General features: G+C 65.3%; 9 protein-coding genes and 1 tRNA gene. 5 read left to right on the forward strand and 5 right to left on the reverse strand.

Features of this window, described 5'->3' with window-relative positions; all coding sequences use genetic code 11:
• Positions 1 to 127: 127 nt before the first annotated feature.
• Together Pla111_RS13485 and Pla111_RS17305 are read right to left on the reverse strand one after the other, a co-directional pair.
• Positions 128 to 202 (reverse strand) — tRNA-Pro (locus tag Pla111_RS13485).
• Complete coding sequence (locus Pla111_RS17305; RefSeq protein WP_197525032.1) at positions 193 to 345, reverse strand: hypothetical protein; 153 nt, start codon at positions 343 to 345, stop codon at positions 193 to 195. Before Pla111_RS17305 ends, Pla111_RS13485 begins: the two co-directional genes overlap by 10 nt.
• Positions 346 to 479: 134 nt before the next feature.
• On the opposite strand from Pla111_RS17305, the gene Pla111_RS13490 reads away from it, so the two are divergent.
• On the forward strand, positions 480 to 2348 hold the full coding sequence (locus tag Pla111_RS13490; protein ID WP_231931035.1) for a sigma 54-interacting transcriptional regulator: 1869 nt from the start codon (positions 480 to 482) through the stop codon (positions 2346 to 2348).
• A 64-nt stretch (positions 2349 to 2412) separates the two neighbouring features.
• Here the strand turns inward: Pla111_RS13490 and Pla111_RS13495 are convergent, their stop codons facing one another.
• Positions 2413 to 3987 (reverse strand): hypothetical protein, encoded by a 1575-nt coding sequence (locus Pla111_RS13495; RefSeq protein ID WP_146574979.1) that lies wholly within the window; start codon positions 3985 to 3987, stop codon positions 2413 to 2415.
• 957 nt (positions 3988 to 4944) lie between these two features.
• On the opposite strand from Pla111_RS13495, the gene Pla111_RS13500 reads away from it, so the two are divergent.
• Both Pla111_RS13500 and Pla111_RS13505 read left to right on the forward strand, forming a co-directional pair.
• A complete protein-coding gene (locus Pla111_RS13500) occupies positions 4945 to 6426 on the forward strand; it encodes a transglutaminase-like domain-containing protein (RefSeq protein WP_146574980.1) in 1482 nt (493 codons plus the stop codon).
• A gap of 128 nt (positions 6427 to 6554) precedes the next feature.
• Positions 6555 to 8474 carry a glycoside hydrolase family 44 protein gene (locus Pla111_RS13505; RefSeq protein ID WP_146574981.1) on the forward strand — a complete coding sequence of 640 codons (1920 nt, stop codon included), beginning with the start codon at positions 6555 to 6557 and terminating at the stop codon, positions 8472 to 8474.
• 86 nt (positions 8475 to 8560) lie between these two features.
• Here the strand turns inward: Pla111_RS13505 and Pla111_RS13510 are convergent, their stop codons facing one another.
• Positions 8561 to 10453 carry an AAA domain-containing protein gene (locus Pla111_RS13510; protein WP_146574982.1) on the reverse strand — a complete coding sequence of 631 codons (1893 nt, stop codon included), beginning with the start codon at positions 10451 to 10453 and terminating at the stop codon, positions 8561 to 8563.
• 220 nt (positions 10454 to 10673) lie between these two features.
• Here Pla111_RS13510 and Pla111_RS13515 point away from each other — a divergent pair, with 220 nt between their 5' ends.
• Entirely contained in the window at positions 10674 to 11987 is a 1314-nt protein-coding gene (locus tag Pla111_RS13515; protein WP_231931037.1) for a phenylacetate--CoA ligase family protein, read from the forward strand.
• Entirely contained in the window at positions 11984 to 12325 is a 342-nt protein-coding gene (locus tag Pla111_RS13520) for a DUF971 domain-containing protein (protein WP_146574983.1), read from the forward strand. The genes Pla111_RS13515 and Pla111_RS13520 overlap by 4 nt, the downstream gene beginning before the upstream one ends.
• Positions 12326 to 12467: 142 nt before the next feature.
• On the opposite strand, the gene Pla111_RS13525 is transcribed toward Pla111_RS13520, so the two are convergent.
• Positions 12468 to 14270, reverse strand: a complete 1803-nt coding sequence (locus tag Pla111_RS13525) for a DUF4340 domain-containing protein (protein ID WP_146574984.1) — start codon at positions 14268 to 14270, stop codon at positions 12468 to 12470.
• Between the last annotated feature and the right edge of the window lie 61 nt (positions 14271 to 14331).

Consider the following 14331-nt stretch of genomic DNA (forward strand, 5'->3'; position numbering starts at 1 on the left):
CACCACAACGACACCACCGAGGGCTTCACCTGGACCAAAACCGCCAACGCCATCCTAGAGAAAGTCGCCCGGGCAAAAGCCACCCTCGATAAGATCAGGGATTAGCGACGCGGTACACTAGTAAGAGTCGGGCTGAAAGGATTCGAACCTTCGACCTCTGCGTCCCGAACGCAGCGCTCTAGCCAAGCTGAGCTACAGCCCGTGAACGCACAGCGTAGCAGAGCTTTCGCTCCGCTCCAAGATGGTCAGCCCGCGGCCGGGCCAGCCGCTGGGCCAGCCGCTGGGCCAGCCGCTGGGGACCGCCCCTTTCGCGGCCGCCTGGCGGGTGCTGCGGGGGCGGGGCACGCCCTTTTTGGGCCCGCTGCCGGCCCCGTTGGCAAAATACGGCGGGCGATTCCCTCGTCGCCGGGGCCTTTGCCGCTTAGATTAACGTGTCGGGGCAAACCAACACCACGGCAGCGATGCGGAACGGGGCTCGGTTGTACGCTTACTTGACCGTTTTATCGGGACCGCGAGCGGGTGCCAGCTTTCCGCTGCCCCCTTCGGGCGAAGTGCTGCTGGGCCGGGGGGGAGCCTGCCAGATCGCGGTCGGCGATCCGCTCTGCTCGCGCGTTCACGCCCGCATTGCCTGGGTCGACGACGGCTGGCGCGTCAGTGACAACAACAGCCGCAATGGCACGTTTGTCAACGGACAGAAGGCGTCCGACGCGGCCCTGGGCGACGGCCATCTGATCCGCATTGGTTCGACTCAGCTCGAGTTTCACGCCTCTGAAGAGCCGCCCACCGCCGAGGGCGACGACCCGGCCCTGACGCAAACGCTGATCCACGAGGTGCCGGTCCTCACCGGCGGCGTGGACGAGGCGTCGCTCGATGGGCTGCCCAACTCGGAGCAGGTCAAAGAGCTGATGCTCTTGTACCAGCTGTGCATCAAGCTGCTGGGGTCCAGCGACCCCGAGACCCTTGTTCAGACCGCCCTGGACTTGATGCGCAAACGGACCGGCGCCTCGGTCGTGGGCTTCTTGTGGCAGACCGACGAGGGGACGCTCGTGCCCAAGCTGGCATCGCCCCCCGAAGCTCAAGAGCGGATGGTGCTCAGCCCCTCGCTGGCCGAACTGGTGGCCGGGGCGGGCCACGCGGTGTGGGTGGCCAATCAGGGAGCCGCCGACGCCAGCGGCAAGCTCGGTGCGTTTGCCGATGCCATCTGTGCCCCGCTTGTGATCCGTGGCACCACGCGCCGCGCTCCGACGAGCGAGCCCCCGCGTGCGCTGGGCGCGTTGCACGCGTACCTTGAGTCGGGCAGGTTTCGGCAGTCGGACTTCGACTTCACGATCAGTGTCGCCAACCTGCTGGTTGTGGCGTTGCATCGGGCGCTCGAACTCACGCGCTTGCGGTCGAGCTTTGATCGGCTGGTGGCGTCGTCGCCCGGGTACGACGAGCTGGTGGGCGATAGCCCGCCCATGCAAGAGCTCAAGAACAAAATCAGTCGCATCTCGCGGGCCAAGGGGGCCGTGCTCATCCGGGGCGAGAGCGGCTCGGGCAAGGAGCTGGTCGCGCGGGCGATCCATCGGGCCAGCCAGCGGGCCGAGAGGTCGATGGTGAGCGTCAACTGCGCAGCGATCCCTCACGACCTCATGGAGAGCCAGCTCTTCGGCCACAAGGCCGGCTCGTTCACCGGTGCGGACCGCGACCACACGGGCTACTTCCAGCAGGCGGACCTCGGCACGCTGTTCCTCGACGAAGTGGGCGAAATGACGCCCGAGGGGCAGGCCAAGCTGCTCCGTGTGCTGGAGGGGCACCCCTTCTTGCCGGTCGGGGCGACCGAGCCGATCTCAGTCGATGTGCGGGTGATCGCCGCCACGAACCAAGATCTCCAGACCTACGTCAAGCAGGGCAAGTTCCGCGAGGACCTGTACTATCGACTCAGCGTGTTCGAGCTGTTGCTGCCGCCGCTGCGGGATCGCGAGGACGATGTCGGACGGCTGATCGACTTCTTCCTGGATCACTTCCGGGCCGAGCACGGTCGGCCGGGCTTGCACCTGGGGAGCGACGCCCGCGAGCGGCTGCTCAGCTACGACTGGCCCGGCAACGTCCGCCAGCTGCGCAACGTGATCGACAGCGCGGTGGTGATGGCCGAGGGCAACGCGATCGTTCCCTCTGACTTGGCGCTGCGTGGCGTGGGACGGCAAGACGCCGAGCCGCAGTCGCTTCGGCTGGAAGACGCTGAGCGGCGGCTGATTCAGCAGGCGCTCAAGCGGACCAAGGGGGCGATCCCCGAGGCGGCCAAGCTGCTCGGCATCGGCCGCGCGACACTCTACCGCAAGGTGGAGCAGTACGGCATTGCGCGCTAAGGGCAGGCGTTGGGGCCGGTCTCCGCCGCCACCCACCGCGGCGTGCGTGGCAGCGTTTCACCGCTTACCCCGGGTTCACTCTCCCCCTGGGAGTGGTGAAGCGGTGAAGCGGTGAAGCAGTTGCCGCGGGCAACTCCGCGGGCGGGCAGATGCTCACCGTGCTGCCGTCCACCATCTCGAAGAAGTTTCCCAGCACGCCCCCTTCGACGACGGTCAGCGTTTGACCGGCCCGCAGGCCCGAGGGGCGGCCATGGTCGGCGGTGCTGATCACCTGCGGCGTGGTGTCGAGCGTCGGCAGCTCGACCGGCGTCAGCTTCAGGCCGACGATGTCGTCGCTGCGGTTGCCGGCGAAGATGTGCGACGAGCCGTCCGCGAGCGTGGCGGTGAAGACGTCGTTGTCGCCGAGGGTGAGCGTGGAGCCGGTGAAAGCCTCGCCGTTCAAGCGGAACTCGCCGCCGAACAGCTCGGCGTCGCTGCCCGCCTGGAGGTCGAAGTCGAACCCGATCGCCCCGCCGGTGATATCCACGTTGCTACCGGCCAGCGCCGTCAAGCTGCGGCTCACCACGCCCTGATTGATATTGATGGTGCTGCCGGCTTGCGCTTCAAAGAAATTTCCCAGAGTTCCGCCGCTGACGTTGACGACGCTGCCGGAGTGGGCGTCACTGAAGCGGCCCCACTCGCCGCCGGTGAGGTGGAGGGTGGCGCCGGCGTAGGCGTTGGAGAAGGCATCAACGAATCCTCCGCTGACGTTGACCGTGCTGCGTGAGAAGCCCGAGTGATCGCCCAACACCCCGCCTTCGATGTTCACCGTGGCGTCCACGGCCTCGAAGTTGATGGGCAACTCGCCGCCCGCGCGGAGCGTGAAGGTTTGACCCGCCCGCACACCCGAGGGGCGGACCGGGTTGGCCGTGTCGACGACGATCGGCGTGGTGTCGGCCGGGCCCGGGAGTGCTGACTGCGTGAGCTTGACGTCGAGGATCACGTCTTGGGCTTGCGGGCTGAAGATGAAGGTTGAGCCGTCTTCGAGGACGCCGGTCAGCACGTCGGTGTCGGCAAGCGAGACGTTCGCGAGGTTCGCCGCAGGAATGGCGACGCCGTTCAGCAGGAAGTCCTGGCCGAAGATTTCGACGCCGCTGCCCGCCCTGGCCTCAAACCGCCGGCTCACGGCTCCGCCTTTGAGCAGCACGGTGCTGCCGGCAAGCGCCTCGAAACCCTGATTGATCAGGCCGCCGGTGATGGTCACAAAGCTGCCCGAGAACGCCTGGCCGGTGAAACCGATCGAGCCGCCGCTGAGGTTGAACTCGCCACCAGAACGGACATCGATCGCGGTCGAGATTCGGCCGCCGGTCATGTTGAGCTCGCCGCCCTCTAGGACGTCGAACAAGGAACCAATGAAGCCGCCGTCGCCCAGGTTGACCTGCGTGGTCTGGCCGTCGCCCCCGATGCTTTGGCCGGAGCTGATGCTGGGGGCGGGTGGCAGGTTGATCACCGTATCGAACAGCGCCGAGTCGGCCGGGCCCGCGTTGAACACCTGGCCGGCAGCCGGCATGGCAAGCAGCCCGACCAACGCGATCGCCAGGGGCCAGCCGCGACCGACGAGGGGGGTAAACCGCATCCGGTGAAAAACAGGATTCGTCATGGCTAACTCGCTTGGGGCTGGCATTCTGGCGGCTGGCGGGAGGGCGGAGCACGAACAGCCAACCGGGCAGGGGATTCCAGCCTAGTCGCTAGACCCCGTGGCCTAGTCGCTAGACCCTGGGGCCTAGTCGCTTGAAGCGGCGGTGGGCTGCTGCTGTTTCATGTCGCTGTGAGGGCCCTTCATTGCGTCTAGGGCCAGAATAAGGCGAAAAGCCCGGCGCGCCGGCTCACCGAGAGCCCTAGCAACGGCTTTTAACGGCTGGCGGTGTCGCCCCGCCGCGACGCGGCCGCTCCCGTCGCTTCACCGCGTTTCACCACTCCCCGGGAAGGGTGAAACGGTGAAACGGTAAACTTCTGAACCGCTGAAGCGCGGTGCCGGGGTGGGCAGAGGCCACCGACGGTAAGATAGAAGGGGTGCCGGCAGCCGGTTCGCCAAACCCTAACTTATTGACGGGTTCCACACGTGGGGGCAGGTCAGCTTCGCTCATGGCGGCAGGTTCCAGCGGCAAAGGGTTGGAAGTCAGGCGACTCCCTTCTCCCCAAACCCGCCGCCCTCTTCAACCAGGGCCATCCACAACTTTCGACGATAACTCCCCAACCGACTTGAGAATCGAATCAACAGCGTTAGCGTGACGAATCAGAATTACCTCAGCATATTTCTCAAAGGCTTACCGACAGCTGCAGTTGCGGGCCTAGCCTTTATTGCTGTCCAGTATTCGCCATCTGATGAATCATCTAGAGCAATCTTGTCTGGAGTTGTTTCCATTGCGATCGTTCTGAACAGCTAAATCGGACCGCGACCGCTGTCGGGATGGACTGCTGTCAGCGTTGACCCCCGCTGACAGCGGCTGGTGGCACTGCTAAACGGGTGCCACGGTCCAGCTTGTCCGGCAGGGGTTGCCGAGTACCCGGCGAAGTCCCAATCGCCGCTGAGGTCCCGAGCGATTACTTTAGGGGCATGTCCCGACAACGATTCACGACCTGCCTCGTCCTGTGGAGCGCCGCATGGCTCTCGGCGGCTACGCTTGCCACCGCGGACGAGCTCGCCACGCTGCTTGAACGCGGCGAATTGGCTCAGGCGGAGGCGCTGTTGCGTACGCAGGTAGCAGATCCTCTCGGGCCGGTTGTCGGCGACGCGGCCCGGCAGCTTGAAATCCTCCGCCGCACGCGGCTGGAGTATTCGCTCGATCGAGACCAATTACTCGTCGCGCTACGGAGCCGATTGCCCGACGTTACCGACGAGCAGATCGATCGCTGGACCGCTGCGGGAGCCTTGCAGCATCGTGTGATCGACGGCCAGGTTCGCTACTTCCGCAAAGCGCCGAACAACCTGTTCTTGATCGAACCCGCAGCCCGCGGGCGCCGAGACGCGACAAACGCCAAGCGGCCCCCGGACGAAGCGCGCGAGCGGTTCGATCTCGATGCGTTGCTGGGTGAGATTGTCGATCAGTCGCAGACCGAGCCGACCAAGCGGCTCACCGCGATCCGGCATCGGTTGGAGTACGAGGTGCGCATCAACGGCACGCATCCGCGAGTGAAGCCGCGCTTGCGGCCCGGTGCCGTGGTGCGGGCTTGGTTGCCCTTTCCGCAGGAATACGGCCCGCAAACCGAGGTGCGGCTGGTGAGCAGCGAGCCCCCGGTAAAGCTGATTGCTCCCAACGGGGTGCCGCATCGGTCGGCGTACTTCGAGCAGACCCTCGGTGCCAGCGAGAGCGAGGCCCCCACCTTTCAGATGACCGTCGAGTTCGTCTCGCAGGCGTACTGCCCGCGGATCGATCCGGATCAGGTTCAGCCCTACGACCCGGCGGACGAAAACTATCGGCGCTACACGGCCGAGCGCTTGCCGCACGAGGCGCTAACGCCCGCGGTGCGGCGTCTGGCGGACGAGATCGTGGGCGACCAGACCAATCCGCTTGAGAAGGCGCGGCGGGTGTTCCGCTGGGTGTCGGCCAACATCCTCTGGGTGGGCGAGTACGAGTACTGCCTGATCCCCAGCCTTTCGCAGAAGGGCCTTGCCGAGGGGCGGGGCGATTGCGGCGTTCAGGGGACGGTGTTCGTCACGCTGTGTCGGGCCGCCGGGGTGCCGGCCCGCTGGCAGTCGGGGTGGGAGACCCAGCCCGGCCGGTGGAACCTGCACGATTGGTCGGAGATCTACGTCTTGCCGTGGGGCTGGCTCCCGGTGGACGCATCGTATGGCGTGCGCAAGAGCGACGATCCGCGCGTTGCCGATTTCTATCTGGGTGCCCGCGACCCGTATCGGATGATCGTCAATCTGGATTACGCCCGCGAGCTGATCCCCCCGAAGACGAGTTTTCGGAGTGAGCCGAACGATTTCCAGCGTGGTGAGGTGGAGATTGATGGTCATAATCTTTACTTCGACGAGTGGACGTATCGGTTCGACTTCCGTACCGAGGCACTCGACTCGGCGAGCACCCCCTGAGGTGTGCCGGTCGGCGTTTCGCTCAAGCGTTTGCGACCAAAACCGGCGTGGCTTTTACTGCCGGCGGGCGGCGGCACCCGCCCGCCGGTTCGCCAGCCCAACCGATCCTCATCAGCACCGATCGAACGATGTTCCGAAAATCTCTCAGCGCCGCGGTGATGATTGCCCTGCTCGGTTTTACAGGGTCAGGTACCGCGGAGGCGATCGAGCCGGGCGACCCGGGCCCGGGAGACATCGCGCTAACGATCAGCACTGCGGCCGGCACGACGCCCATTTCGCCGCGGATCTACGGCGTGAACGGCTCGCTCCGCCCCGCGGGCGTGGGCAGCCTGCGGCTCGGGGGCAATCGCTGGACCGGCTACAACTGGGAGACCAACAGCTCCAACGCCGGGGAAGATTTTCTGCACTACAGCGACGCGCTGCTGGTGGGCTTTCAGCCGAACACGCCCCCCGGACAGGCGGTGTTGCCAACGCTGCAAGAGGCCGCCGCGCTGGGCGTGAGCACCGCCGTCACCGTGCCGATGGCGGGCTATGTCGCCGCCGACAACAATCAGGCCGTCCTTGCTTCGCAAGCCGCCCCCTCTTCGCGGTGGCATCAGGTGCGCGCCAAGAAGTCGGCGATCTATCCGGGCCAGCCGTTGAGTCTCGCCCCCAACAAGACCGATGACTATGTGTTCACCGATGAGTTCGTCAACTGGGTTGAGTCGAATCGCCAAGCGGGCCAGGAGGTGATGTACCTGCTCGATAACGAGCCGGGCCTGTGGGACAACACCCACCCGCGTCTCTACGGCACAACGGGCCCTACGTTCGCCGATGTCGGGCAGCGTTCGATCGCGCACGCTTCGGCCATCAAGGAGGTGGCACCCGGTGCAAAAGTTCTCGGCGGGGTAACGTTTGGCTGGGACGCCATGCAGAGTCTTAACAGCGCCCCCGACTTCAATCAGCAGGTGCCCCAGCCGCGTGCGGCAGACGGGTTGCACTTTAATCGTTGGCTGCTGACGACGATGGCCGCTGCCGAACAGCAGCAGGGACGCGTGCTGATGGACGCGCTGGACCTGCACTGGTATCCCGAGGCTCGTGGCGGCGGCGTACGGATCATCGGTAACACCAACAACACGCCCGCCATGATCGAGGCCCGCGTCCAGGCACCGCGATCCCTGTGGGACTCGACCTACATCGAGGATAGCTACATCACCGAGTTCATCACCAAGGACTACAGCGGTGCCGGTAATGATGAGGGGGTCGAGCTGCTCAACCGTGTCCGTGCGGATATCGACGAGCTGAAGCCGGGCACGCTGATCTCGATCTCGGAATACAACTACGGCGGCGGCAACCACATCTCCGGGGGCATCGCCCAGGCCGACGTGCTCGGCGTGTTCGGTCGCGAGGGCGTCTTCAACGCCAATTGGTGGCCGATCGAGGGCGAGGCGAACGCCCCCTTTGTGGCCGCGGGTTTCGAGATGTTCACCGATTTCGACGGGCAGGGGAGCCGTTTCGGCGATCTCTCGGTCGCAGCGGCGACGAGTGACATCGCCCAATCGTCGGTCTATGCCAGCCAATCGACCGACAATCCCAACGAGTTGGTCATCGTTGCGATCAACCGGACCGGCGCGCCGCTGGATGCCGCGGTCACCGTGACCGATGAGCGTCGCTACACGACCGCTCAGGTGTATCAGCTCACGAGTGCTAATCCGAACCCGGTGGCGGCGGGGCAGCTCTCGATCGATCTGGTGAACGCCTTCCGCTACACCATGCCGGCCTACAGCGTCAGCACGCTGCGCTTGGTTGCAGCAGCGGCCGTACCGGGCGACTTTAGCGGAGACGGTCAGGTAGATAACGCCGATCTGAACCTGTTGCTCGCCAACTGGGGCGTTGCCGCCAGCCCCTTGCCCGTTGGTTGGAACGGCGACCCGCCGGTGGGACCCACGATCGACAACGACGAACTGAACGCGCTGCTCGGCAATTGGGGGGTTGGAACCGCCATCCCCGAGCCGGCGACGCTCAGCCTCCTGCTTGTTTCCTGTGCAGCAGGCCGCCACCGCCGATAAGTCTGCCGGTGGTAGCGCCGCGTCCGCGTCAGCCACCCCGTCGAGCGCGGGCCCTTTGGTGATGGGGCTCCCCCCTCACGGGTTCGTTAAGCTCCGTCGCCCAGCTCCCACACGCTGTGGTACTCGCCATGCTGCTGGATATCGTCGAGCAGCGCCGCGTAAAACTCGTTGCCGCCCAAGGTCGCGCTGTCGCCGATCGCTCTCATCAGGCTTCTTGCCCGGGTGAGCGCCACGTTCGTTCGGCGCGTGTCGCCGAGAAAGCCGATCTCACCGGTCGGATTGCTGCGTACGAACGTGATAACGACCACCTCTTTTTCACGTCCCTGAAAACCGTCAACCGTATCGATCTCAAGCCCCGGCACCTGGAGCCGACCACGCAAGAGCCGCACCTGCGCGGCATAGGGGGCGATCACCGCGATCTCATCGGCCGGAACGCCCCCTTCGAGAAGCTCACGGACCTGCCCGACAACCCAGCCCGCCTCCTTCAAATTCTGCTTGCTCGAGCCATCGGGTTCCAGCTGCTCGTCCCAGCCGGCACCGGCGGTGTCCCAGAACTCCAGGATTGGTCGCTCTGCCAGTTCTGGTTGAATGCCCGGCAGATCGGCGATGCGACGGCCGCGTACCGAGGCGTCGGCGACCAATTCGCCCGCGTAGAAACGCGCGCTGGGGAAGGCCATCAGCCTTTCGTGCATACGGTACTGGACCGTCAGCCGCCGGAACACATCGCTGCCGGCGCTGCCGACGAGGCGCTCCATAGGGCTGACGCCCAATCCTTCGCGCGCCGCTTCGGCAGAGAGCACGGTCGGCGGCAGCTGGCAGTGATCGCCCGCCAGCACTAGGCGTTCGGCCCGCAGAACCGCCTGCCATACGGCGGGTTCCGTCGCTTGGCAGGCTTCGTCGATCACAACCAGGTCGAACCGACGATCTCCGAGCAGTTCTTCATCGATCGTGAGCGTTGTGCAGACAACATCGGCCGCGTCGATGACTTGCTGAATGGTGTGCCGCTCAAGATGGCGGGCGTCGCGCCGCAGCTCGCGGGCTTCGGCTCGCAGCTCACGCCTGCGCTGGTGTGCGTCTCGTGAGCGTGAAGGCTTGTCGGCGGCGCGGAGCAGGCGATCGGCATCGCGGTGCATCTCGCGGACGATCGCCGAAGCCTCATCGTTCTCGACGAGTTCGTCGAGCGTGTGGCCGCGCAACGCCTCGAAAACCCGCGCCGGATGTCCCACCCGCAGCACCGACGGCATGACCCCCGCCAGCTTTTCCAAGAGGTTGTCGACCGCCGTGTTGCTGGCAGCACAGGCGAGCACTTTTTCTCCCGCCCGCACCGCCTGCAACACAATCTCCGCCAGGGTGGTTGTCTTTCCCGTTCCGGGGGGGCCATGAACGATCGCGAGGTCGCGCGCCGCCAGCGCGAATCGCACCGCCTCTTCTTGCGGCGGATTCAAGGCGGTCACCATTTCCACACGCGGCAGATCGTTGAAGCGGGGCGTTTCAAACCCTAGCAGGACCTCTCGCAACCGTGTTGCCGAACCGCTCAAACCACGCGCCCGACTCATCGCCCCGAGCTGTCGCAACCGGGTGGATTCGTCGGGGCACAGATCGATCCGAAAGCGGCGTCCTTCGGGCCAATCGTCTAGAGCCACCTGGATGGTGTTCGGACGTCGTGCGCTGACAACGCCCGGCTGGCCGCTGAGATCGGGATCGTCTTCGCCCGAAACAACGACCGGCGCGCCGACCTTGAGTCGGTTCATCGGCAGTGGCTCGGACGCCGGTTTCGCGAAGTCCATCAGCAGCCGCCCCGCCAGCCCCGTACGATGGTCCGTCACGCGCAGGTTGACGAGCGTCTCGCCCGATCGCTCGGGGTTACCGGCGCGTTGCTGCCGACGCCGGTCCGCGAGCCGTTCGCGCTCGGCTTCGCCCTCTAACGCTAGCCAGCGTTCGAGCTGATCGAAATAACTCTCAGGGGTTGCCCAACCCATCCGCCGCTCGGTGTTGCCGGTCCGCGGTGCGTCCGCGTGCTAGTTAGAAAGGGGGTCGCCTAGTTTCGAGGCTGAAGCGTGGCGCGTCGATCCCTCGAGGTCTCTGCCAAGGCCGAGCCAACGCCCAGGCAGGCCACCGCCGGAACGAACGACTGCCGGGCCAGGCCCTTCCCGGGGGGGCACCTCGGAACAAGTCTCCCTTAGCGGATAGAATACGGGGGTGAACCAACCCTCCCCCGATCGCCGCCGCCAATGGCTCTTGCCCCGTCACGAGATTGAGGCGGAGCAGCTCGATCGGCTCAACCATTTGCTGACGGTCGCCGTTGTTTCAAGCCCGTTGTACCGCAACAAATTCGGTGCCGAGCCGCCACGGTTCGATTCGCTCGAAGCGTTTCGGGCGCTGCCGACCACCAGCAAAGAAGAGCTCCTCTCCGCCGCGGAAGCGGATCAATGGCGAACCGAGCCCGACCGCGCGTACGTGCGTCGGCACGAGACCTCGGGCACCCGCGGCAAGCCGCTGGAAGTGCTCGACACCGCCGAGGACTGGCAGTGGTGGATCGACACCTGGGGCCACGTGCTGGATGCCGCCGGGATCGGACCGGGCGATCGGGCTCTGCTCGCGTTCTCGTTTGGTCCTTTTATCGGTTTCTGGAGCGCCTTCGACGCGTTGGTCGCGCAGGGGGTGCGGGTGATCCCCGGCGGCGGAATGGGCAGCCGTGCTCGTGGAGAATTGATCGCACGCAGCGGAGCCACCGTGCTGCTCGCCACGCCAACCTATGCGCTGCATCTTGCCGAAGAACTTGGCATGAAGGCCACCCGGTCATCGATCAAGAAGGTGCTGCTCGCCGGTGAGCCGGGGGGGAGCATCCCCGAGACACGCCAGCGGATCGAACAAGCCTGGGACGCCGAGGTCATTGACCACGCCGGTGCCACCGAGGTTGGCCCATGGGGCTTTGGTGATGAACGGCTCGCCCCGATCTCGGGGGCAGCGGTCGGCCCGGGCCTGCGCGTGATCGAGACGGAGTTCTTGGCCGAGTTTCTCTCGGTCGAGACGGGCAAGCCCGCCGCAGCGGGTGAGCTTTCGCACCTATTGCTCACGCCGCTCGGACGCTTCGGATCGCCAGTCATCCGCTACCGCACCGGCGATCTGGTGCGCCCGGCTTGGCCCGTGGGGCCGGTGGTCGAAGGCGGATGCGGCTTCGTGCGGCTGGAGGGCGGGGTCCTGGCCCGTGCCGACGACATGATGATTGTTCGCGGCGTGAACGTCTTTCCTTCCTCGATCGAGCGGATCCTGCACAGCTTTCCAGAGGTAACCGAGCACCGTGTCACGGTCCGCAAACGTGGTCAGATGGATGAGATCGTTGTCGAAGTGGAGGACCGCCTGGGACTCCCCGAACGCATCGCTCAGGAGTTACGCCTGCGGCTCGGTCTGCGGATCGAAGTGCAGCTGGTCACGCCGCAGAGTTTGCCCCGTTCCGAGGGCAAATCACGCCGCTTCCGCGATCTGAGAAAACAACCGGACGTTGTCGTATGAATCCCAAGCCTTCCCCCGCAACGCCGGTGCCGGTCGAACTCAGCCGGCCCGATGAAGCGCGCGTGCGCATTGTGTGGAGCGACGGGGAGCAGCGCGTTTACCGCGCCGCGGAACTCCGCGAGGCCTGCCCCTGCGCGACCTGCCGTGAGAAGCGCTCCGCACCCCCGCCGCCGGCCAACCAATTGACTGTGCTCTCTGCCGCTGAGGCGCGGCCGCTGAGCGTTGCCGGAATGAGCCCCGTCGGCGCGTACGCCTACCGCATCGACTTCAGCGATGGCCACAACACCGGCCTCTTCAACTTCAACTTGCTCAAAAGCCTCGGCGAAGCCGAGGCTTAAGCGAGTCTGCCGTCGGGCGATGTGACTCGATCGACGGGCGGGGCTCACTACCCGAATTAGGCCCGTCAACTCAGCTCAACCCGATGCTCAGTTCAAGCGAGCGCGGGCTCCGCTGTCTGCCGCAAAAATCGTTGCGAAAGCCTTAGGAGTCGGCGTTCGCCGAGGGCTCGACATCCGCCGGCGCGTCCTCTGAGCCTGTGGCGGCAGCGCCTTCGGTACTGTTGGCTTCTTCGTCGTCGTCTTCCTGGGTGTCCTCTTCCTCGGCGGGCAGGCCGAGTTGAGGCAGGCCGGGGATCGCCGCACCCGGCGCACCGAAGCCCGTGGTGGTCGTCGTTTCTTGGGCGGTCGCGTCGTCGGTTTCCGGCTCCTTGGCGGTGATCACCTTATCACGCCCCAAGCGGATCTTCTTGTAAACTTCGTTGGCGATAACGTAGTACCAGTCGCCGAAGCGGGCGTTGAGGTCGGCGACCCGTTCGCGGGCGCTCTTGAGGCTCGCTTGGTAGGAGTCGAGCGCCTGTTGGTTACGCTCTTCGATCGCCTTTCGCTCAGCGATCAACGCGGCCACTTCCTCTGACGGGGCGGCGGCGTCCGCCGCGTCTTGATCGGTCTGGCCGTCTTCGTCCGCCTCGTTTGACTCGTCATTCGGAGTTTCGTCGTCTGCTGTGTCAGCCGCTTCGTCGGTGTTGCCGTCCTGGGTACCCTCGGGCAGTTCGGGCAGGTCTTCCAGCGTGGGTTTCTCGATCAGGTCCTCATTGAGTCGTACGCTCAGGAACAGATAACGATTCACGCCCGCCCCTTCGGCCGGGGTAGCGCTGGGGTCGGCGGGGTCGGTTTCCATGTCGGCCGAGCCCTCTTCGGTTGCCGCCTGGAGATTGCCGAAACGCAGCACGTATTCCACGCCCGTCTTGAGCGAGCAAACCACTTCGCCCTCACTGGAGAGGATCTCCGTCTGGCCGTCTTCCATGGGGACCGGTGCGAAGCCGCGGCGGACTAGGCTGCCGACCGACTCGCGGTTGTTAAGGAAGTCTTCGCCGGCACGCAGGTCGGCACTCAAACCGGCTGGCTTGCGCTCGACATCGACGATCCGCAGATCATCGAGTGCGCTCTTAAGCTCGCCGAGGCTCGCGTCGTTGAGTTGCTCCAGCTCGCTCAGATCGAAGGGTCGGTAGTCGTTCGCACGCGTGTCGAAGGCCAGCAGCTTATCGGCTTGCCATTTGGACTCGCTATCGTCATAGCGAAGCGTCATATCGGTTCGGCGATCCCACTCGATACTGGGCTGAAAGCCCTGCAGCACGAGCTCCGCGGTGTAGTCCTTGATCCGCACCCGCTCGATATCGAACGGGCTGAGATCGAGCAGGTCGTCTTCGATCCAGTCTTCAAACTTGGTCGAGAGGCTCGCGTCGTCCAGATCGACGATGTAGACCACGTCTTGATTGACGCGACGAACATAGCGTTGATCGGGTTCGTCTTTCACTTGCTTGCCGATGATCAGATCCACGAGCGCCGTGCCGTCTCCTTTGGCGAGCGTTACACGCTTTCCGACACCGGTCTGGCCGACCTGCAGGTTCGGCGAGGGCTCGACCACGCCGAACTCGGGGTGGTCGCCCGCACTTTGGCTGACGATCGCTAGCACCTCGCGATCCATCACCGCCGTCGAGGCATCGGCCATCTGCTGCTCGGCGTCAGCCGGGTAGCCGCCTTGCGAGGGGATGCTCCACACGCCGTCCGCTTCGGTGACCTCGAATTCGCGCAGTGTGGCGGTTTCTTCGTTAAAGCTGAGAATCTTCAGCGACTTGGCCTCTTCGGGCGTGAAGGCCTTGGTCAGCGGCTTGCCGATCAGGTCATCCACTTCGTAGGTCGCGTCCGAGGGGCGCGTGCCGATGGCGATCAGCACCGCCAGCGTGGCGGTGCCGAGGAAAGCGAGGGTGGTCGAGCTTTCTTTCATCGTTCGTAGCCGTCAGGTGTACCGAAGGAAGACGCGTTCTGGCGCGGAGCAAAGGCGGTGT

This window comes from Botrimarina hoheduenensis (genome assembly GCF_007859815.1).
Classification (GTDB): domain Bacteria; phylum Planctomycetota; class Planctomycetia; order Pirellulales; family Lacipirellulaceae; genus Botrimarina; species Botrimarina hoheduenensis.